At 33.4% G+C, this 22,226-nt stretch carries 24 protein-coding genes and 1 riboswitch; of the genes, 1 reads left to right on the top strand and 23 read right to left on the bottom strand.

The features are described from left to right. Position 1: 1 nt before the first annotated feature. The 5 genes from coaD to C3E88_RS08310 form a co-directional block, all read right to left on the bottom strand. Complete coding sequence (gene coaD, locus C3E88_RS08330) at positions 2-490, bottom strand: pantetheine-phosphate adenylyltransferase (protein WP_236909713.1); 489 nt, start codon at positions 488-490, stop codon at positions 2-4. 11 nt (positions 491-501) lie between these two features. Further along, positions 502-1,059 (bottom strand): 16S rRNA (guanine(966)-N(2))-methyltransferase RsmD, encoded by a 558-nt coding sequence (gene rsmD / locus C3E88_RS08325; protein WP_236909712.1) that lies wholly within the window; start codon positions 1,057-1,059, stop codon positions 502-504. A 54-nt stretch (positions 1,060-1,113) separates the two neighbouring features. Continuing rightward, complete coding sequence (gene recG / locus C3E88_RS08320) at positions 1,114-3,156, bottom strand: ATP-dependent DNA helicase RecG (protein ID WP_236909711.1); 2,043 nt, start codon at positions 3,154-3,156, stop codon at positions 1,114-1,116. 73 nt (positions 3,157-3,229) lie between these two features. After that, positions 3,230-4,861: a DAK2 domain-containing protein gene (locus C3E88_RS08315; protein WP_336513080.1), complete on the bottom strand. Its 1,632-nt coding sequence runs from the start codon at positions 4,859-4,861 to the stop codon at positions 3,230-3,232. An 18-nt stretch (positions 4,862-4,879) separates the two neighbouring features. Next, on the bottom strand, positions 4,880-5,236 hold the full coding sequence (locus C3E88_RS08310) for an Asp23/Gls24 family envelope stress response protein (RefSeq protein WP_236909710.1): 357 nt from the start codon (positions 5,234-5,236) through the stop codon (positions 4,880-4,882). Between the two features lie 212 nt (positions 5,237-5,448). Between C3E88_RS08310 and rpmB the strand changes: the two genes are divergently transcribed. After that, the gene (rpmB, locus tag C3E88_RS08305; protein ID WP_236909709.1) at positions 5,449-5,640 is read left to right on the top strand and encodes a 50S ribosomal protein L28; all 192 of its coding nucleotides are present in this window, start codon (positions 5,449-5,451) and stop codon (positions 5,638-5,640) included. A gap of 34 nt (positions 5,641-5,674) precedes the next feature. Here the strand turns inward: rpmB and C3E88_RS08300 are convergent, their stop codons facing one another. The 18 genes from C3E88_RS08300 to C3E88_RS08215 all read right to left on the bottom strand — a co-directional run bounded on the left by C3E88_RS08300 (position 5,675) and on the right by C3E88_RS08215 (position 21,998). Continuing rightward, positions 5,675-5,857: a hypothetical protein gene (locus C3E88_RS08300; RefSeq protein ID WP_236909708.1), complete on the bottom strand. Its 183-nt coding sequence runs from the start codon at positions 5,855-5,857 to the stop codon at positions 5,675-5,677. 104 nt (positions 5,858-5,961) lie between these two features. After that, positions 5,962-6,597 carry a thiamine diphosphokinase gene (locus C3E88_RS08295; RefSeq protein ID WP_236909707.1) on the bottom strand — a complete coding sequence of 212 codons (636 nt, stop codon included), beginning with the start codon at positions 6,595-6,597 and terminating at the stop codon, positions 5,962-5,964. 16 nt (positions 6,598-6,613) lie between these two features. After that, positions 6,614-7,153 carry an energy-coupled thiamine transporter ThiT gene (thiT, locus tag C3E88_RS08290; protein ID WP_236909706.1) on the bottom strand — a complete coding sequence of 180 codons (540 nt, stop codon included), beginning with the start codon at positions 7,151-7,153 and terminating at the stop codon, positions 6,614-6,616. Between the two features lie 59 nt (positions 7,154-7,212). Then, positions 7,213-7,312, bottom strand: a riboswitch (TPP riboswitch). 52 nt (positions 7,313-7,364) lie between these two features. Next, on the bottom strand, positions 7,365-8,012 hold the full coding sequence (gene rpe / locus C3E88_RS08285; protein ID WP_236909705.1) for a ribulose-phosphate 3-epimerase: 648 nt from the start codon (positions 8,010-8,012) through the stop codon (positions 7,365-7,367). 1 nt (position 8,013) lies between these two features. Further along, complete coding sequence (gene rsgA / locus C3E88_RS08280) at positions 8,014-8,892, bottom strand: ribosome small subunit-dependent GTPase A (RefSeq protein ID WP_236909704.1); 879 nt, start codon at positions 8,890-8,892, stop codon at positions 8,014-8,016. Positions 8,893-8,903: 11 nt separating this feature from the next. Continuing rightward, positions 8,904-10,850, bottom strand: coding sequence for a Stk1 family PASTA domain-containing Ser/Thr kinase (pknB, locus tag C3E88_RS08275; RefSeq protein WP_236909703.1), 1,947 nt, complete (start codon positions 10,848-10,850; stop codon positions 8,904-8,906). A 17-nt stretch (positions 10,851-10,867) separates the two neighbouring features. Then, positions 10,868-11,587 (bottom strand): Stp1/IreP family PP2C-type Ser/Thr phosphatase, encoded by a 720-nt coding sequence (locus tag C3E88_RS08270; protein WP_236909702.1) that lies wholly within the window; start codon positions 11,585-11,587, stop codon positions 10,868-10,870. Between the two features lie 24 nt (positions 11,588-11,611). After that, entirely contained in the window at positions 11,612-12,652 is a 1,041-nt protein-coding gene (gene rlmN / locus C3E88_RS08265) for a 23S rRNA (adenine(2503)-C(2))-methyltransferase RlmN (protein WP_272878510.1), read from the bottom strand. Between the two features lie 54 nt (positions 12,653-12,706). Beyond that, the gene (gene rsmB, locus C3E88_RS08260) at positions 12,707-14,047 is read right to left on the bottom strand and encodes a 16S rRNA (cytosine(967)-C(5))-methyltransferase RsmB (RefSeq protein ID WP_236909701.1); all 1,341 of its coding nucleotides are present in this window, start codon (positions 14,045-14,047) and stop codon (positions 12,707-12,709) included. Positions 14,048-14,101: 54 nt separating this feature from the next. Then, a complete protein-coding gene (locus tag C3E88_RS08255; RefSeq protein ID WP_236909700.1) occupies positions 14,102-14,788 on the bottom strand; it encodes a zinc metallopeptidase in 687 nt (228 codons plus the stop codon). 29 nt (positions 14,789-14,817) lie between these two features. After that, positions 14,818-15,750, bottom strand: coding sequence for a methionyl-tRNA formyltransferase (fmt, locus tag C3E88_RS08250; protein ID WP_236909699.1), 933 nt, complete (start codon positions 15,748-15,750; stop codon positions 14,818-14,820). A 14-nt stretch (positions 15,751-15,764) separates the two neighbouring features. After that, positions 15,765-16,232 (bottom strand): peptide deformylase, encoded by a 468-nt coding sequence (gene def, locus C3E88_RS08245; protein ID WP_236909698.1) that lies wholly within the window; start codon positions 16,230-16,232, stop codon positions 15,765-15,767. An 11-nt stretch (positions 16,233-16,243) separates the two neighbouring features. Further along, positions 16,244-18,730, bottom strand: coding sequence for a primosomal protein N' (priA, locus tag C3E88_RS08240; RefSeq protein ID WP_236909697.1), 2,487 nt, complete (start codon positions 18,728-18,730; stop codon positions 16,244-16,246). Positions 18,731-18,783: 53 nt separating this feature from the next. Beyond that, positions 18,784-19,992: a bifunctional phosphopantothenoylcysteine decarboxylase/phosphopantothenate--cysteine ligase CoaBC gene (coaBC, locus tag C3E88_RS08235; RefSeq protein ID WP_236909696.1), complete on the bottom strand. Its 1,209-nt coding sequence runs from the start codon at positions 19,990-19,992 to the stop codon at positions 18,784-18,786. An 8-nt stretch (positions 19,993-20,000) separates the two neighbouring features. Next, on the bottom strand, positions 20,001-20,210 hold the full coding sequence (gene rpoZ / locus C3E88_RS08230; protein WP_236909695.1) for a DNA-directed RNA polymerase subunit omega: 210 nt from the start codon (positions 20,208-20,210) through the stop codon (positions 20,001-20,003). A 10-nt stretch (positions 20,211-20,220) separates the two neighbouring features. Then, the gene (gmk, locus tag C3E88_RS08225) at positions 20,221-20,823 is read right to left on the bottom strand and encodes a guanylate kinase (protein WP_236909694.1); all 603 of its coding nucleotides are present in this window, start codon (positions 20,821-20,823) and stop codon (positions 20,221-20,223) included. A 13-nt stretch (positions 20,824-20,836) separates the two neighbouring features. Next, on the bottom strand, positions 20,837-21,103 hold the full coding sequence (gene remA, locus C3E88_RS08220) for an extracellular matrix/biofilm regulator RemA (RefSeq protein ID WP_236909693.1): 267 nt from the start codon (positions 21,101-21,103) through the stop codon (positions 20,837-20,839). Positions 21,104-21,116: 13 nt separating this feature from the next. After that, a complete protein-coding gene (locus tag C3E88_RS08215) occupies positions 21,117-21,998 on the bottom strand; it encodes a YicC/YloC family endoribonuclease (RefSeq protein WP_236909692.1) in 882 nt (293 codons plus the stop codon). Positions 21,999-22,226: the final 228 nt, after the last annotated feature.

Below are 22,226 nucleotides of genomic sequence, written 5' to 3'. Positions count from 1 at the left end.
ATTATCGATTACCTCCTTTTATCTTCTCTTTTAGCGCCACTTCTACAATATGAGGTACAAAACAAGAAACATCTCCTCCAAACATTGCAACTTCTTTAACAATACTTGAACTTAAATAAGCATACTTACCTCTTGATACCATAAAAAAAGTTTCAATATCGGGTTCAAGTTTTTTATTTACTAAAGCCATCTGCATTTCATACTCAAAATCTGATACAGCTCTCAAACCCCTAACCATAGTAGTACAGCCTTTTTCTCTAGCATAATCTACTAATAATCCAGAAAAAGTATCCACTTCCACATTATCATACTTTGCTAAAACCTTCTCCAGTAATTCTACTCTTTCCTCTATGGTAAACATGTTTTTCTTAGATTTATTATTTAATACTGAAACTACCACCTTGTCAAATTTTTTAGAGCATCTATCAATAATATCTAAATGCCCGTAGGTTACAGGATCAAAACTTCCTGGATATATTACTATCATCATCTTCTTCCTCCTTAGCAATTAATTATGTAAAAGGTTAAGAGTTTGCTACCATAATTCCTGCAATCCGATTTAGAAAACTCAAATATTCTATCTTCAAGTGTCAGTTCCTTTTCATGTTCTACTATAATAATACCCTTCTCTTTTAGAATATCTTCTCTCAAAATTTTTTGAAGGGTTTTAATGATTAAATTCTGTCCATAAGGCGGATCGATGAATATGTAGTCAAATTGCACCTTTTGACTACTTATTTGTTCTATGGCCTTCAATGCATCTTTTTTAATTATCTCAGCTTTACCCATCAGATCAGTATGAGATAAATTTTCCCTTATAGCCTTTATACTTGAGTAGGATTTATCTACAAAATATGCTTTCTTAGCTCCCCTACTTAAAAATTCAATACCTATGGAACCAGAACCAGCATATAGGTCCAAAACAATACTCTCTTCATCTATTTGTCTCAATATATTAAATAAAGATTCTTTGATTCTATCTTCCGTAGGTCTAGTATCTTTCCCCTTTGGAGCTTTCAATCTGTAACCTTTTTTACTTCCCGATATGACTCTCAACAAATCACCTCACCTTTATGAAATATATTTTATCATATTTTAGGAATTTTAAGAGTATTAATTAAAAATTAATTCATCTATCCTATCTCCAAACGTATGAATAATCTTTTGTCTTAGAGGAAAATGTACTTCTTTCAATAACAGATAATCTATATCCAGTATTTCATCGGCTTTCTTTTGAGCCAATTTTAATACATTCATATCTGTAAATAAATTTGCAATTTTAAGATCTGGAAGTCCATGCTGCTTAGTTCCAAAAAATTCACCAGGTCCTCTTAATTCTAGATCCTTTTCAGATATATAAAATCCATCACTTGATTTTTGCAATATCCTCATCCGTTCTCTAGATATCTTGCTATTACTTCCATTAATTAATATACAATAGGACTGATACTCACCTCTACCAACCCTTCCTCTCAACTGATGTAATTGAGCTAAACCAAATCTTTCTGCATTATATATTACCATTATATTGGCATTTGGTACATTTACACCTACTTCGATAACAGTAGTTGAAATCAATATATCTATATCTTTGTTTTTAAATTTTTCCATGATAAGGTCCTTTTCTTGAGGTCTCATCTTGCCATGAAGTAATCCTACATTAAAGTCTCTATAAATATTATCTTTAAAGGATATATACAGTTCTTCCGCTGCCTTTACATTTAGAGTATCACTTTCTTCAATCAATGGGCAGACTATATAAGCTTGCCTTCCTTCTAAAATTTGCTTCTTGACAAAGTTATTAACTCTATCCGTCATAGAAATTCCTACAGCGTAAGTTTCAACTGGCTTTCTTCCTGGTGGCATTTCATCTATAATAGATATATCTAAATCCCCATATAGTATCAAAGCCAATGTTCTGGGTATTGGAGTAGCAGTCATTACTAAAATATCTGGGCTATCTCCCTTTTGATTTAATATGGCCCGTTGTTTCACACCGAATCTGTGCTGTTCATCAGTAATGGCTAAGCCTAGTTTGCTAAACTCAACATTTTCCTGGATTATTGCATGGGTACCTATCAATACATGAATATTTCCCTCTTTTAAATCCACAAGAACTTGCTCCTTTTTTTTAGATGACAGAGAGCCGATTAAAAGTTCACAATTTATATTATAGATAGAAAACATGCTGGAAATGGATTCATAATGTTGCTGAGCCAATATCTCGGTAGGGGCCATCAACACCGACTGATAGCCAGACTTCCAAGCCTTAAACATTGCTAATACAGCAACTATAGTCTTTCCAGATCCTACATCCCCTTGAACCAATCTATTCATTTGTTCCTTTTTTTCCATATCCCTTTCTATTTCCCCAAATACCCTTTCCTGGGCTGATGTAAGCTTAAAAGGCAATTTGTCTATAAAATCATATACAGCATCTGTTGGTGAAAACTGTATGCCTCTATTTATTTCTTTGGTTCTGTTCTTTATTAATAACAAGCCTAATTGTAAAATTAACAATTCCTCGAATACCAGCCGACGTCTAGCTTCTATATAACTATCTTTATCCTTAGGAAGATGAATGTTTTTAATAGCTTCTCCAATAGGCATTAGATTTAGCTCCTCCCTTATATAATAAGGAAGTATTTCTGGTAATCTATCTCCATAATCCTTTAGAGCATTGTTCATTATCTTTATCATTTCGTTGTTAGTCAAGTTTTCTGTCAAAGGATATATTGGCACTATAGTACCTACTTTGTTTTGATTACCCTTCTCAAATACTGGATTTACTATCTGTGTTTCGCTACCAAATTTATTTACCTTACCATATACTGTTATATTATCTCCCATGGATAGTTGCCTTGTTATATAATCTTGATTAAACCATACCAAATTAGCCATGCCCGTTTCATCCTTCACAGGAATTTTTAATATTGACAAATTTTTTCTAGGTCGTAACTTAGAAGGATATCCACAGACTCTAACCCTTAAACTCACCTTTTCTCCTTCCTTACATTGGGAGATAAGTTTAAAATTAGCCCTATCCTCATATTCTCTAGGGATAAAATATAGTAAATCCTCTATTGAATAGATATTTAATTTTTTCAATTTAGCTGCTCTTTTAGGGCCAACTCCTTTTATATATTGAATAGACATGTAATATACCTCCTAAGTCTATGACTTTTACTATCTTTCATATAAAATTCCCTACCATTTGGTAGGGAATCTCTTACTCTATTGAAAATATATAATAATATAGTGGTTGACCACCAAACACTACCTCTACATCAAAATCTTCAAAGATTTCTTCTACTCTTTCCGATAACTCCAAGGCCATTTCCTCTTCTAATCCATTACCGTAAAAAATGGTGATCAATGATGATTCATCATCAACTATTTTTTCTAACAGTTCAAAAGCTACTTGATCCACGTCACTTCCAATGGAAAGTATCTCATCCCCTGTAATTCCAATAATATCATCTTTTTTTATTTTTGTATCATTTATTTCAGTATCTCGAACTGCATAAGTTACTTGTGCTGTCTTTACATAAGAGATAGCATCTCTCATATTTTCTAGATTCTCTTCTACATCTAGTTCAGGATTAAAAGAGAGTAGGGCAGATATGCCTTCTGGTATAGTTTTAGTTGGAAAAACATATACATTTTTATTGCTTAATTCCTTAGCCTGATCTGCCGCCAATACTATATTTCCATTGTTAGGTAATATGATTATATTTTCTCCTTCCACTTCTTCTATGGCATTCAACAAGTCCTCAGTACTTGGATTCATAGTTTGCACGCCAGGAATAATGTAATCTACATTTAGCTCGTTAAATACAGTATTTATGCCCTCGCCTATAGAAACGGTTATTAGGCTGTATTTCTTATTAGGTTCATTAGCCTTTTTATTACTAGTTTCTTCATTAGCAATTATATGGCTATGTTGATATCTCATATTGTCTATCTTAATATCGTTTAACTCTCCTAAAGTCAAAGCTTTTTCTAGCACATCCCCTGGATTATTGGTATGTACATGAACCTTAATTAGTCCTTCGCCACCAACGACCATCAGGGAGTCGCCAAATACTGATATCTCTTCCCTAAACCGTTCATAGTCATCATAGGATGTATTTATCATAAATTCAGTACAATAACCATATTTAATATCTGCAGTATCAATATCACGGGAAACATGTACATCTTCTACTGCCGACGGTTCCAAAAATTCCAATTTGATTTCCTCACCAGTGGTAACCGCATTGTAAGCCCCAGTTAATACACACATTAGTCCCTTTCCCCCAGCATCTACCACGCCAGCTTGCTTCAACACCGGTAACATTTCAGGGGTTTTATCTAATACATTATTCCCATGTTCAATAACCATTCTCATAAAAGTTATTATATCCTTTTCATCCTCTGCAATCTCTAGTGCATATTCTGCACAACCTCTTGCTACAGTAAGTATAGTGCCTTCTGTTGGTTTCATAACTGCCTTATATGCAGTGTCTGAAGCCAATTTAAACGCGTCTGCTAAATCTATGGTGCTTACAGTCTTCTTATCCTTTAGCCCAGTAGCAAAACCTCTAAAAAGCTGGGATAGTATAACCCCAGAGTTTCCTCTGGCACCCATAAGAGAACCATTGCTTGCTGCTACAGCTACCTTTCCAGCACTATATTCTTCTAAATTTAGTATCTGCTTGACAGCAGACTTCATAGTTAAAGACATATTAGTACCAGTATCCCCATCAGGTACAGGAAATACATTTAGGGCATTTACTTCTTCTTTATTAGTTTCTAAAAATTGTGTAGCACCAATAAATGCTTTTTTTAGCATAACGCCGTCCATATTTTGAACCTTCAATTGTAGTACCTCCTTAAACTACTTTTCAACTCTGATCCCTTGAACATATACATTTACCTTAGTTACATTGAGACCTGTTAGATTTTCTATATTGAATTTTACCTTTTCGATAATATTTTCTGCTACTACAGATATTCTCACTCCATATTCTAATATTACATGTAAATCTACTTCTACTTCATCATCTCTTGTGTAAACCTTTATTCCCTTGGACAAATTTTCCCATTTTAGCAATTGAAAAAAACCATCAGTTGCACTTTTACTAGCCATACCCACAATACCATAGCTTTCCATAGCCGAAAGCCCTGCTATCGTAGCAATGACACTATCTTCTATATTGATATATCCATATTCATTGTTTGTCTTTGCTGGCACGAAATATCGCCTCCCTATTTGAAAATAATACTTTATGGATATATTTTACCTTATAATACTAAATAGTTCAACCAATTACAATAAACTATTTGCTAATAGATAATTATAGTTGCTTTTTTATTAATGATTGTGTTAAAATATAATGTGTTATTATTAAATAGATAAAATATACCAGTATATTTTTTTGTTTAATCTATTAAGGAGGTGTTCATATGGCTAGAAAATGTGATATATGTGGAAAAGGAAAAGTATATGGAAACAAAATAACTTTCTCAAATAAAAAAAATAATAGAAGTTGGTCTCCAAATATTAGAAGAGTTAGGGCTGTTGTAAATGGCACTACTAAGCGTATCAATGTTTGTACTAGATGTTTAAGATCTGGCTATGTTGATAGAGCATTATAAAATTTAAGGCTTCCGATTAATAGAACTGGAAGCCTTATTTCGTATTCAATATTAATAAACCTAATGCTATTAACACTATACCTATTAGAAACAACAACCCCTCTATAGAGATTATATTTACTATAATCAACAATCCTATAATTCCTAGGATTACACCTATTATTTTTTTAATTTTGTATCTATGCCTGTGTTTAAACCTATAGAATAAGCGTTTCATTATAACACCCCAAATAGTTTGGTTTATTCCATCATATTCATATCAATGTCCCCTAGTTACAGTAAAAATTAGACTTAATCGATGATTAAGTCTAATCCTAAAGTTTAGTCCTTTGAAATACATACTAAACATATTCCTCTATGAACTTTTATATAACCTTTTTCCTCTATTATCTTGTTGCTTATGCCTAGGGTTGAGCCAAAGTTAATATTAACTTGATCTAACTCGTATTCAAATCCATCGAGAGAAATATTAGCCCCTGGATTCATTAGGGGAATTATAGATACGTAAAAACCTTCTTCTTTAGATAATATCAATTCCTTATCAACTAAGTATATGGTGTTGCTTTCGTCTACAACTTTCCCTTTACAACCCTTCTGATACAACTTTTTAAGTAAAAATATATTGGCCAGGGTATGGTCCATTCTACTACCTGTTACTCCTACAAAAGTAATATCCATAATCCCCTTACTAATTAAAAAATCCATAGCTAGTTCTGTGTCAGTTGCATTCTTTTTTGCCGGAAACTTCTTAATAGGGATTTTCTTTTCACGAATTGTATCCAATGTCCTAAGAGATATAGAATCTAAATCTCCAATGACTAGATCCGGTATAATAGACGCTTTCATACAGTGATTGCAACCACCATCAGCACATAAAACAAAATCAAATTCCTTATTTATTTCTTTCAGCCAATTGGAATCATTAATAACCCCATTAGATACTATTAAAGCTTTCATTAAAAACATCCATCCCTTATTTTTCTATTCTACTTAAAGGTTTCCAAATTAAAGATAAAATAACAGAAGAAATTATAAACTCTGGAATTAGGTAACTAGATTGATATATTAATGAATAAATCCATGGATTTTGGGTTCCAGCATATTCGCCAAAAAAGATTACACCAGCCAGCAGATGACATACAAATCTGCCACCAATTGCTAACAATACAGATAAAACAATATTTAAATAGTTCCTAGGTGTATCCATGTCATTAGAATTTGAAAAAACACCTGCTAATCCTAAAAGTCCAAAAGCTATTGGATACTCTAATAATGCCTGAGCCGGGCTAAAGAACCATCCTCCTAGCATCAACTTTAACACTCCAAAAACAGCACCTGTTATTATCCCAGGCCCCATGCCCCATCTCATTGCAAATAATAATATGGGAATCATACTACCTGCTGTTACTGATCCACCTTGAGGAGCTTCATATATCTTTATCCTACTCAATAGATAAGCCAAAGCAACCATTATACCTGCTTCTACTATCATCTTAGTACTCCATTTTTTCATTTCTCTACCTCCTTCAAATAATAAAACCCATTACCTGAATTTGGTAATGGGTAGATTAACATAATAACCATACACTTTCCTACGCTAGAATTACCTAGTTCAGGTTAAAGGGTCGGAATTAAATTCCCTCTCAGCCCACGGGCTCCCCTAGTGCCTAATACACCATATATAGTTGTTAGATACATTATATCATATATATTATATATTTCAATTACAATCTTTTAAACCTTTTGGTTCTTTCAGCTATATCTTCTGCCTCAAATATCCCTGAACCTACTACGACAATATCTGCTCCTAATTCCCTGATCCTTCTCGCATTTTCTAGTTTAATTCCCCCATCCACTTCTATTAAAACATCCAAATTTCTGGCTTCTATAATATTTCTCATATCCATTATCTTTTTTTCCATGGAGTTTATAAATTTTTGGCCCCCAAAACCAGGATTCACAGTCATAATAAGTACCATATCCAAATAATCTAGAACATATTCTATATTTTCTAAAGGTGTAGAGGGGTTTAATGCAACTCCAGCTTTCAATCCATAAGATTTAATCTGTTCGATAGTCCTATGTAAATGAATAGTAGCCTCCTCATGCACAGTAATAATATCTGCACCTGCATCAACAAAATCCTTAATATATCTTTCAGGTCTATCAATCATTAAATGTACATCAAAAGGAGTATGAGTAATATCCTTTAGTTTTCTAATTACAGGAGGGCCAAATGTGATATTGGGTACATATATTCCATCCATTACATCTATATGGATATAATCCGCCCCTCCTTGTTCAAGCCTCAATATTTCTTCCTTTAAATTACTAAAATCTGCTGATAATATAGATGGTGAAACCCTTAGCATGTCAATACCTCCTAATGTTCCTTATTTCTTCTAAAAAACTCAAATAGTTTTTATATCTAGTTCTATCTATATTTCCTGCCTCTACCTGCTTTTTTACTTCACAATCAGGCTCCTTATGGTGCAAGCATCCAATAAATTTGCACTCTTCACTGTATTTATTCATGTCTTTGAAATATCTACTCAATTCCACCTCTGATTCAATAAAATCTAAATTTAAAGAACTAAAACCAGGAGTATCTAATACATAGCTCTCTGACCCTAAATCGATTAATTCCACATGCCTGGTAGTATGTTTCCCCCGTGCAGTCTTCTTGCTAACTTTCCCGGTCATTAATTCTAAACTAGTATCTACTTTGTTTAGTAAAGAAGATTTGCCAACTCCTGAGGGCCCTGCAAATACTGTAATATTTCCTTCTAATGCTTCTTTTAATAATCCTATACCCTCTTTAGTTTTTGTACTAGTCTTAATAATGCAATAACCAGCTTTATCGTATATATTGTAAATCTGATTTACTTCTTGTTCCTCTGCTAAATCTATCTTATTTAAGCATATTTTGATATCCAAGTTTTCGTATTCAGCCATAACTAAAAACCTATCTAAAAGCCAACAGTTAATACCTGGATTCTTAATACTCATAACGATTATAGCTTGAGTTACATTGGCTACAGGAGGCCTTGTAAGCTGAGAACTTCTCTCCTTTATTTCTTCAATATAACCTGTATTGTCCTCTTCGCTTATTCGGATTAAAACTCTATCACCTATTAAAGGAATAGTATTATCCTTACGAAATAAGCCCCTAGCTTTGCATTCATATACTCCTTTTTCTGTTTCTACATAATAGAATCCACCAATCCCTTTAATGATTGTACCTTCTAGCATGGACAACCTCCTTATCTGTCTGGGTGTTGGAATGTTTCTTTATACTGTCCATCAAAATAGATTTCAAACTGAGCATCTAGTTTTCCTTTAAGGGGTATCTTTATAGTTTTCCCATCAGCTTCATGGGCTTTATCATGTAAGGTTTCCCTGACACCATCTTGTATCCTATCTACCCTTACTTCAATCTCCGTGCCATCCTGGGGAAGAGTTAAATCTAAGTTAAATGGGACTTCATTATTTGCATTGCCACCGTTTTCTTCTTCCTCCTCGGGAACTTCCTCTGGACCAGAGCTAACATGTATGGCTACAGAAGTATTAGGTTCAACAGCCACTCCTGGTTCAATACTTTGCCACATAATATAACCTTCAGGATACTCATCGCTAGGTTTTTCATCTCTTTGCCCTATTTTTAAATTAAATGCATTAAGGGCATTAACAGCATCACTCTCTTTTAATCCAATTAACTTCGGCATTAAAACTGGCTTGTTTTCTGGTCCTTTACTTACTATTATATCTATTTTAGTCCATTCTTCTACTTCTGTATAAGGATCCGGTGATTGATTCATAATTATATTAGCTTCAACTGTATCACTGTAGTCATATTTAACTTCTCCCTCATCTAAATTAACCTCGCTAAGGATAGCATCTACCTCTGTTATATTTCTATTAATCAAATTTGGAACCTTCACAAGATTGCCACCTTTGCTAACGACTACTTCAATAGTAAAACCTTTTTTAACCTTCTGTCCTGCTTCTGTTCTTTGTGAAATTATTTCACCTTTAGCAAATTCGCTATTATAGATCTCTTTATCTACTTTTAATTTCAAGCCTTCCTTTGCCAATTCCTCCTCAGCTACTTCCACCTGTAACCCTCGTAAATCAGGCACTATGGCTTCAGCAACCACGAAAAAATCCTTTAGCTTGAAAAAACCTAAAGCTATGGAACCGGTAACTATAAATGCAAGCAATATGGCTAACAAGATCGGTTTTAAACTACCATCGCCCTTGTTTTTTTTCTTTTTCTTATTGTTTTTCGCCTTCATCTGTTCCACATCCTCATCCTCAACCATTGGCATTATCTGTGTCGGCGATTCTATTATGGTTGTATTATCCATAAAGCTCTCCGTGCCTAAATACTTTATTCTTTTTAAATCCTGCAGTAGTTCACTTGCACTTTTATATCTATCAAATTGACTCTTTTGTACACATTTCATTATTACATTTTGCAAACCAATAGGCACTGTATTATCGATTTCTCTAGGCGGAAGAATTTCTCCTTCAATGTGTTTTAATGCGACGGAAATAGGGCTATCCCCTTCATAAGGTACCTTCCCGGTTATCATTTCATACATGACAATTCCAAGGGAATATATGTCGGACTTTTCATCTGTATATCCACCTCTAGCTTGCTCCGGTGAAAAATAATGGACTGAACCTATTACATTCGATGAATTAGTTACTGTTGATGTAGTAGCAGCCCTTGCAATGCCAAAATCCGTTACCTTTACTCTACCATCATCGGTTATCATGATATTATGGGGCTTAATATCCCTATGAACTATATGGTTCTTGTGTGCATGTTCCAATGCTTCAGCTATTTGAATTGAATAATCTAAAGTTTCTTCTACTGTAAGCTTTCCTTTTTCCCTAATTATTTCTTTTAAAGTATTGCCTTTTATATATTCCATAACGATATAATGGATAGGCATTCCATCCTTCTCTTCTACCCCTACATCATAGACGTTTACAATATTAGGGTGAGATAAGCTAGCTGCAGCCTGGGACTCCCTTCTAAACTTTTTTATGAATTCTTCATCGTTTACAAATTCATCCCTTAATACTTTAATCGCTACATTCCTATTTAAAAGCCTACATTTAGCCTTATAAACATAAGCCATACCACCTTCACCAATTTTTTCAATTATCTCGTATCTATCACCTAGTACAGTTCCAATCATATTATCACCTCACTTAACTAGAATTTAATAGCCATGACGGTAATGTTGTCAAATCCGCCATTATCATTTGAAAGCTTTACTAATTTATCACACACAGTTTGTATATCTTCATGAAGCATAATAATCTTTTGAATTTCATCCTCATCAATCATATTAGTCAACCCATCAGTACACAACAATAGTATATCATCCTTCTCCTTAGCTATTATTGTTATATCTACATCGATCTGTTGGCTAGTGCCAACAGCTCTAGTAATTATATTTCGTTGTGGGTGAAGCTTTGCCTCTTCCTTACTTATACTTCCATTTTTAATAAGTTCTTCTACCAAAGAATGATCTTCCGTTATTTGAGACAGTGCATTTTGTCTATAAATATAGGCCCTACTATCACCTACATGACCAACAAATATCTTATCTTCTGTAATGTAGGCTAGCGTAACAGTAGTACCCATACCGAAATAATCTTCATCTTCAATAGAGTTATGATATATCTCCCTATTAGCTTTAGAAATCGAGTCCTCTATTCTATTTATAATAAGTTCATCTTCATAAGGTAAATCTATTGGATTATTTTCAAAATCATTGCCTATTATTTCAATAGCCATACTACTTGCAACCTCTCCTGCTTTATGACCACCCATACCGTCAGCTATAATAAACAAAGGATAATTTACATAATAGGCATCTTGATTATTATTTCTGACTCTCCCTATATCTGTTTTTACACCGATCTCCACATTATCTCACCTCTCACAAAAGCTTTAATGCATATTTCCGGTATAACTTCTTCTAAGCTGTCCACAAGCTGCATTGATATCCTTTCCCATTTCTTTTCGAATAGTAACGGGTATATTTGCCTTAGTCAATTCTTTCTTAAATTTGCTAACACTTAAATGAGATGGTCTCTCCCTATCAAACTCTTTAATAGGATTTAAGGGTATTAAATTAATATGACAGTTCATATCCCTCAATAGGCTTACCAATTCATGTATATCTTCCTGCCTATCGTTAATACCTTCCATAAGGGTATATTCTATAGTAATTCTTCTATTAGTCCTATCATTATAATATTTGCAAGCTTTAATTATGTCTTCAACAGAATATTTTCTCCCTATAGGCATTATTTTTCTTCTTATCTCATCAAAAGGTGAATGAAGAGATATAGACAGGGTTATTGGAATTTCCTCTTGGGCTAATCTATAAATCTTTGGAACGATTCCACAAGTAGAAAGGGTTACATTTCTATAACTGGTGTTATGACCCTTTTCATCATGAATTATATTTAAAAAACTCAATATGTTTTCATAATTATCCAAAGGTTCACCACTACCCATTAAAACAATATTGCTAATTCTCCCATCTAGGTCCTTTTCCATTGTATATATTTGATTAGCCATTTCACCTGATGATAAATTTCTAACCAGCCCTTCTTTTGTAGAGGCACAAAAGGCACAACCCATTCTACAACCTACTTGGGTAGAGATACATGCACTCAGGCCATGTTCATACTCCATAATCACTCCCTCTATTATATTATCATCTTCTAATAAAAATAAGTATTTCTTAGTATTATCTAATTTTGAGTCAAACCTATTAAAGATTTCCATTTTACTAATTTTACCTAGGGCATGAAGCTTGTCCCGCAATGTTTTGGAGAATACGGTAATGCCTGAAATATCATTTCCTTGGTTTCCATGGATATAAGTAAATAGTTGTTCTCCCCTATATCTTTGTTCACCAATACTACACATATAATCCTCTAAGCCCTTTAATGTAAAACTATTTAGTTCAACCTTATTCAAAAAACCACCCCGTATGTATTCTTATTTAAACATTATACCATAATTATTAAAACATTAACTAGAAATCTTTGTTATTTTGGCAATAAAAAAGCCATCAGTACCATGCACATGGGGGAAAAGTTGGACATAGCCCTTATCCAATGCCTCCATATCCCTATGGGAACAGATTAGATCTTTAAATCCCAAAAGTTTCAAATCTCTATTTTCATCTAAGAATCTATTAATTACCTTTTCATTTTCATCCTTTGTAATCGTACAAGTACTATATACTATAATACCACCTGGTTTGATGTATTCCTTTGCATTATATAATATTTTTAGTTGCATCTCCTTTAATATATGTATATCCTCTTCTTTTCTATTCCACTTTATTTCAGGCCTTCTCCTAATAATTCCCAGTCCAGAACAGGGAGCATCTACAAGACAATAGTCAACCTGACCTATTAAGTTTTTATCTAATTTTGTAGCATCATATATTTCCGTATTTATTATATCTATCCCTAATCGGTCTGCGTTTTGCTGGACTAGTTGTAATTTATGTTCATATATATCCCTACTTATTACAAGCCCTTGATTATCCATAATTTGTGCCATATGAGTAGATTTTCCACCAGGTGCACTGCATAAATCCAAAACCTTGCTATTTCTTATAGGATTAGCTATCTGAGCTACCAGCATGCTACTCTCATCTTGGATAATAAACAATCCTTGCTTATATTCCTCTATTTCTGTGATTCGTGTAGGATTTTCAATAATTATCCCATCCCTAGCATATTCGGTTTCATGGACAACATAGCCATAACTTTCCATTCTCTTCACTAACTGTTCTTTACTTGTTTTTAAAGTATTTACTCGTAGGTTTAAGCCAGGTCTACTGTTATTTAGTCGACATAGGTTTTCTGTAAATTCGTAGCCATATTCATTAATCCATCTTTTAAGCATCCATTTAGGGTGAGAATATTTAATAGATAGATAGTCCAGTTGATTTTCTTCATCAACTATTTTGAATTCATCCTTATTCCTAGAAATATTTCGTAAAACACCATTAACAAAGCCACTAACCCCTTTGTGCCCATGTTTTTTGGACAGAATAACCGCCTCGTTAACTGCTGCACTATCTGGGATTCTGTCCATAAATAGGATTTGATATACACCCATTCTTAGGATCTCCAATATTTTAGGATGGATTTTTTTCATCTTGATTTTAGATGCTTTAGCAATTATATAATCTAAATATAATCGATTTTCAACTACTCCATATACTATCTCTCTGATCAAGTTTTCATCCTTAATAGACGTTGCTTTTTTTATGTGCTTGTTTATAGAAAGATTTGAATAAGCCCCATTAATATTAACATCTTTTAAAATATTTAATGCAATTTCCCTGGAATTCATATATATGTTCCTCCTATAAAAATTATTTTGCCTGGTAAATACCAGGCAAAAATACTAATCTCTTCTTCTATTGGATAAGGCAAGTAACCGCAACAGCTGCCCTATAGCAACTAAAGTAGCAGCAACATAGGTCAGGGCCGCAGCAGTTAAAACCTTCCTCGATGCCCCTACCTCATCTCTAAACACAATGCCGTTTTCCAATTGATATAAGGCTCTCCTACTGGCATTAAACTCTACAGGCAATGTAATAACTTGAAATAGTACTACAGCTAGATATAGCATTATACCTACTTCTAATAGGAAAGGTTCTATCACTAATCCTAATAGCACTAGTATCCAGACGAATCTGGAACCTAAACTTACAACAGGAGCTATGTTGTTTCTTATTATTAGAGGAAAATATCCTTCACCATGCTGCATTGCATGACCAGCCTCATGGGCTGCAACGGATACAGCTGCAATGGAACTGCCATTGTATACATCTCTAGATAGCCTAATAACCCTAGTCCTAGGATCATAATGATCTGTCAATTGTCCTGCAGCAGGTTCTATCCTTACATCATATAGTCCATTCCTGTCCAATATCATCCTAGCTACTTCCCTACCAGTATAACCAGAACGGCTAGCCACCCTGAGATACTTATTAAAGGATGTAGAAACCTTTATTTGAGCATAGGTAGCAAATAATAAAGCTGGAAATAGAAATAGGATCCAGTTTCCCCCATAACCACCGTTATACATATTAGCTCTCCTCTCTAAACTAAATTAGATTAGTCTAATTTTATATTAACATCAAAATCATTACCTTTCAAATATTCTGATACGTGGAGTTTTTTCTTTCCTGGAAATTGTAAAACTTCAATAACAATACAACTATCTTCACAATTAACATAAATACCTTCATCTGAAACCTTCGTTACAATTCCATTACCTAAATCTGAAAATTTATTTATCATTTTTGCCTTGTGGATTTTTACATTTTGTCCACTATATACCATATATGCAGAAGGCCATGGTTTCAACCCCCTTATCATATTGATAATTTTTTCACCTTTGTAATTCCAATCGATCTTCCCAGTCTTTTTAGATAACAATGGTGCATAGGTTGATAAATCATCATCTTGTGGTATTTTTTTTATCCTACCATGTTCGAAATCCTCGAGGGTTTCTACAACTAACTGACTCCCCAATATGGCTAGCTCGTCATGAATAGACTGGGAATCATCATGATCTTCAATGGCTATACTTTTTGACCTTAAAACATCTCCCGTATCAAGACCTTCATCCATCTCCATAATACTAATACCCGTTTCCTTCTCACCGTTTATAATAGCCCAGTTTATCGGTGCTGCTCCTCTATATTTAGGAAGGAGAGAAGCATGAACATTTATACAACCGTACTTTGGAATATTTAAAATGTCTTTTTTCAGTATTTGACCAAATGCAACAACCACAATACAATCTGGTTCTAATTCTTTTATTTTATTAGTCCCCTCCAAGGAGTTAATAGAATCAGGTTGATAAACCTCTAAATTTAATTCTAAAGCCTTATTCTTCACTGGGGTAGGCAACAGCTTTTTGCCTCTGCCTTTAGGCCTATCTTTTTGCGTTACAACCAATGAAATACTATGCCCCTTGTGGTGTAATGATTCTAAAGAAGGAACTGCAAATTCTGGTGAACCCATAAATACTATATTCAACATATCACCTCCAGAGTCTAATCCTCTTCTTCTTCAGGTATGATCTCATCTATCATTTTATCTATAAACAATATTCCATCAAGATGATCTATTTCATGACAAAGGGCTTTTGCCAATAATCCTGTGCCTTCTATAGTTTTTTCCTCACCTAATTCGTCCAAATATTTAACCTTGACTGTTTCAGGTCTTTTTACAGTTCCAATTCGATTAGGAACGCTTAGGCACCCCTCAACATCTATGTTTGCTCCTTCCTCATAAATTATTTCAGGATTTATCAATTTTAAAACCCCTTCACCTATATCAATAACAACTACCCTTCGCAAAACTCCAACCTGAGGAGCTGCCAATCCTACTCCTTCATTATCATACATTGTTTCTACCATATCTTCTATTAGAATTTTTATCCTATCATTAATCTCTGTAACTTCCCGAGATGTTTTTCTAAGCAATGGATCATCATAATATCTTATCTGTCTAATTGCCATATATATTCCTCCTACATAATCGAATTTGGATTAATATCTATATTTAACTTAATTCCATCATAATTTATTTTATCCTTATTTTTTATACATACCCATTCTACAATACTTTTTAACTTTTTCAAATCATCATCTATACACTTAATTAGTATTTGATACCTAAAATTTTTCTTTATCCTTTCCAAAGGTGCTGGATAAGGTCCTACTATATCATCCGTTAATTCCTCTAACCCCTCCTCAATCATTTTGTTTAATAGACGTCCATATACTTCTTTTGATTTGGCAGTTACAAGTTTTAAAGTTTCCCCATATATAACTATAGATATTATATTGGTAAAAGGAGGATATGTAAACTCTTCCCTGAGCATTATCTCTTTTTCATAATAGGATATATAGTCATGTTTTTTTGCATATTGAATACTATAATGCTCTGGACTGTAGGTTTGAACTATTACCCTGCCCTCATAATCTCCTCTTCCAGCTCTTCCAGCTACTTGTGTTATAAGTTGAAAGGTTCTCTCAGATGCTCTAAAGTCTGGTAAGTTTAAACTAGTATCTGCTGCAATTATACCCACAAGCGTTACATTCTCAAAGTCCAATCCTTTAGCTACCATTTGGGTGCCAATTAATATATCTATTTTTTTGTCCTTCATTTCTTGTAGTATTGATTGGTAGCTTCCTTTTCTACTGGTAGTATCCATATCCATTCTTTCAACTACCGCCTTCGGAAACATCCTTTTAGTATAATCCTCTACTTTCTCCGTGCCTATACCAAAATATTTTATATATTTGCTTCTACATACAGGGCATATAGTTGGTGGATCAATAGCTAATCCGCAATAGTGACATTTTAATTTATTATCCTTCATATGGTAGGTCATAGATATATCACATGAATTACATTTTACTACATATCCACACTGCCTGCAAGAAACAAAAGTAGAGTAACCTCTCCTATTTAAAAAAAGTATAGTTTGCTTCTTGGCCTTAAGGTTTTTATCTATAGCTTCATAAAGCTCTCTGCTAAATATGGATTTGTTCCCTTGATTTAGTTCATCTCTCATGTCTACGATTTTTACCTCAGGCATTTTTTTACGATTGATTCTTTTATCTAAATATAATAACTTTATCTCACCTTTTTTTGCTTTATAATAACTTTCAATAGATGGAGTGGCAGTACCCATAACTAAATAAGCTCCTGATTGTTCACATCTCTTTTCTGCTACTTCCATTGCATGATATTTAGGATTCATACTTGATTTATAGGTAGACTCATGCTCTTCATCGATAATAATCAATCCCAAATTGTTGAATGGTGCAAATATAGCAGAACGTGCGCCCACAGCTATTTTTACCTTTCCCTCTTTGATTTTTCTCCACTGATCAAATCTTTCCCCATAGGATAATTTGCTATGTAAAACCGCTACGTTATTACCAAATCTACCAACAAATCTTTCAATAGTTTGAGGAGTTAAGGATATCTCTGGAACTAATACTATAGTTTCCTTATCCATCTTAATCATCTCCTCCACTAATTGAAGATAGATCTCAGTCTTGCCACTTCCAGTAACACCATGGATTAAAAATTTATTATCCTTCTTTCCAGCTTTAATATTATTCATTATTGTATCGACGCAATGTTTTTGTTTAGGTGTTAATAACCGTTTCCTATAGGGAGGAATATATTCTTTAATAGGTGTCCTGTATACTTCCTTTTCATATATGTCTATTATCCCTTTTTTGTCTAATTCTTTTACCGTAGATAAAGAGCTATTGGTTATTTCCATTAATTGTTTTAATAAAATCTCCCTATTCTCCATTGATAATAAAAATCTTCCTATTTCTAATTGTTTATAACTTCTAGTACCTATCAAATCTACCATATCATCATAGGATAGAGATGTGTTCTTTAAGTACACATATTTTTCATATTTTTTTCCTATGGTACTTTGAATTTCCAGTGTGGTTTCTATTAATCCCCTGCTTTCCATTGCTTTTATACAAGAATTAATGTTAGGATTATTAATAGTATCTTTAATGACTTCTAATTCCAAAGCATTCCCTTTCCTATTTATCAAATTAATAATATCCTCTTCCAATGGACTGAGTTTATCTTTATAAAGATTATAATTATTACTAATAGAAACAACTGTTTGCACTTCTTTAAAATCACCAGGAGGTAATACCCTTTGAAAAGCATCTAGATAAGGAGATAAGTACTCTTTAGACATCCATAAACTAAGTTGGATCATATCCTTGGATATAAGGGGTTTATCATCGATAACGTCAATTATGCTCTTCAATGTATATTCTTCATCGTAGTTTTCCCCTATACTTATAACTATCCCTTTAATAATCCTATTCCCTCTTCCAAAGGGAACCAATACTCGCATACCTTCTTGTACTATATCAAACATATATGGCTCTATAATATAAGTATAAGGCTTGTCAGTACTAGAAGCCCTATTGTCAATTATTACTTGTGCATACCTCTTTTCCATATAATCAATCCTTTTTTCTAATTTAAATATTAAAAGCTAGATTATCCATCTATCTAGCTTTTAATATTTAACAAATTAGTAACCTTATCCAGCAACATTTCTGCTACTTGAATTTTATTTAATATTGGATAGTTTTCAATACTACCTTCTCTATCTATTATTGAGACTATATTAGTATCTGATTTGAAGCCTGCCCCCTCTTTGGAAACATCATTTGCTACAATAAAATCAAAGTTTTTATTATTCAACTTTTCTTTAGCATACTGTGTTATATTGTTGGTTTCAGCAGCAAATCCAACTATTATCCTATTTTCTTTGATTTTCCCAAAGTGGGCTGCTATATCTGGATTTCTTACAAACTTAATATTTAATTCATCAGTTTCTTTCAAACCTTTTTTTATCTTCTCATCACTAACCTTGTCTGGCCTATAATCTAAAGGTGCTGCAGCTTTTATAAGCACATCACAGGAAGAAAATTGTTCTTCCACTGCATTAAACATCTCCCTGGTAGTGTTAACCCTAACTACCTTCACTCCTGTTGGAGGTTCTATAGCAGTCGGACCTGTAATCAACACAACGTCTGCTCCTCTAGCCTTTGCTACTTTGGCTATGCTATAGCCCATCTTACCACTAGAATGATTAGTCATATATCTAACTGGATCGATAGGTTCAATAGTTGGGCCAGCGGTTACGACTATCTTCCTACCTGATAATTGTTTATTATTAAAACTACTCAATATATATTCTACTATATCCTTAGGTTCAGCCATTCTACCCGGTCCATAAGTCTGGCATGCTAATATCCCAGTCCCTGGATTAATAAATTCATATCCTAAATCACTCAAATACTTAATATTTCCTTGCACAACAGGATTTTGATACATATTAGTATTCATAGCTGGAGCAAATACAACCTTAGATTTTGTTGCCATTATTGTAGTAGTAAGTAGGTCATCAGCAATACCATTAGCAATCTTTCCAAGGATATTTGCCGTTGCTGGTGCTATTAGAAACATATCAGCCCTCTCAGCTAGGGAAATATGCTCTACATCATAATTTTTAGGTTCATCAAACATTCCTACATAAACGGGATTCAAAGATAAAGTTTGAAAAGTTAGGGGCGAAACGAATTTGGTCGCATTTTCCGTCATTATGACTTCCACATTGGCATTCAGTTTTTTCAGCCTACTAACTACATCTACTACCTTATAGGCAGCAATCCCTCCCGTTACCCCTATAATAATATGTTTATCTTTAAGCATATCATCACCTACTTGTAACCCTTAATATCTGGCCTTGTATATTTTATTTTTCTTTCTAATATCTCCTCAATAGCAATGCTTACAGGCTTAGTAGAATCGGTTTCAATAATTGGATCTGCACCATCTACGATTTGTCTTGCTCTTTTAGCTGTTAACATTACCAATGTATATCTACTATCTCCAATCTTAGAAAGTTCATTAAAAGATGGATTATACATACTATCCCTCCTAAATATTAATGTTTTCAAGAAGATTTTTATGTCTTTTGACCTTTAATTCTTCTGCCGTAACTATGGCCTCAATACTTTCTACTGCACTTTTAACCTTATCGTTTATGACAAAATAATCATATTCATCAACAAATTTCAATTCCTCAAATGCATTTTTCAATCTTATATCTATATCCTTTTGACTCTCAGTTCCTCGCTTTGTTATCCTATTCTTCAATTCATCCATAGAAGGTGGCAATATAAATATAAACACCGCCTCAGGATAAGCTTTTTTCACCTGTAATGCTCCTTGAACATCTATTTCAAGTAAAACTATTTCTCCTTTTTCTATATTATCCAGTACAAACTTCCTTGGAGTCCCGTAATAGTTGTTATGAACGTATGCATACTCAAGAAACTCGCCGCCACTTACCATAGATTGGAACCTCTCCTCATCTATAAAGAAGTAGTTTATTCCATCTTTTTCTCCAACTCTTGGCTTTCTTGTAGTAGCTGATACAGAGAATATTAGCTTTTCATTTCGCCTTAATAATTCTTTAGAAATAGTACCTTTGCCACAGCCAGAAGGTCCAGATACTACCAACAAAAAACCTTTTGACATTCTCACTCACCTCTTAATTTAAATCAATTTTTTCGCTGGATTTATTATTTAATCTCTGAGCTACGGTTTCTGGCTGTACCGCTGAAAGTATTATATGATCACTATCAGTTATTATTACTGCTCTGGTTCTTCTACCATAGGTGGCATCTATTAATATGCCCTTATCCCTAGCCTCCTGCACCATTCTTTTTATAGGAGCGGATTCAGGACTAACAATTGCAATGATTCTATTTGCTGATACAATATTACCAAATCCAATATTTATTAGTTGTATTGACATATAACTCCCTCCATCATTCGATATTCTGAACTTGCTCTCTCATCTTTTCCAATTGACTTTTTATATTTACGACGCTATTAGAAATAACTAGATCATTAGCCTTAGAACCTATGGTATTGATTTCCCTGTTCATTTCCTGGATTAGAAAATCTAACTTTCTACCTACAGGCTCATTTTCCTCCAAACTTTTAAGAAACTGTTTTATATGGGATTTAAATCTTATAATTTCTTCGTTTATATCGCTTTTATCGGCAAAGAAGGCTACTTCATAAGCAAGCCTTTCTTCATCTATATTGCAATCTATATTCAAAATTTCTTTAATCCTAGACTCTAATTTTTCTCTATATTCTATAACTACTAAAGGAGATCTCTCTTCAATCTTATCTATAATTTCATCCATACTCATAAGTTGAGCCTCTAAATCTGATTTTAATGCTAAGCCTTCCTTAATTCTCATATCTATGACACAATCTAGAGCTTCAACAATTGCAACTTCCAGGCAATTCCAAGTTTCATCCTCATTTAGTTCTTTCCTTTCTGTTCTAATTATCTCTGAAAAACTAAGCATATGGGATAAGTTAACATCATCTTTAATATCCAGTTGATCAGCTAATGTATTTAGTGCTTCCTTATAGGCATTAGCAAGAGATAAATCCACTTTTACATCAACTGCGGACTCATCTATGTATTCTAGATTTATATATACCTCTACCCTGCCACGATTGATTTTATCCTTAATAGTTCTTTTTATTTTTTCTTCCAAGTAATTAATATGCTTTGGCATTTTAATTACTATATCATTATATCTGTGATTCACAGTCTTGATCTCTACATTGAAATTATGCACCTCATTTGTCGATTCTCCTCTGCCAAATCCAGTCATACTCTTAATCATTTATATCCCCTTCCATCATAGATATCATATCAAATTATTTATAGGTGTCAATTCAAATATTTAATACGCTATCCAAATATCCTTTCACTATTTAGTTATAAATTATATTATTTATTAATTAAATAGTCTATAGTTTGTTACAATTTTTTAATATTTGCCCTTCCTTTTAAGGATTTTGATCTACAGGTTTATTTATACTGGATTAAATGATATAATTCAATAAACTAT

The organism is Clostridium sp. Cult3 (assembly GCF_021655115.1).
GTDB lineage: Bacteria > Bacillota > Clostridia > Tissierellales > Tepidimicrobiaceae > PPXY01.
Note: the sequence above shows the minus strand (reverse complement) of the source record. Positions and strands in the feature narration are given on the sequence as shown.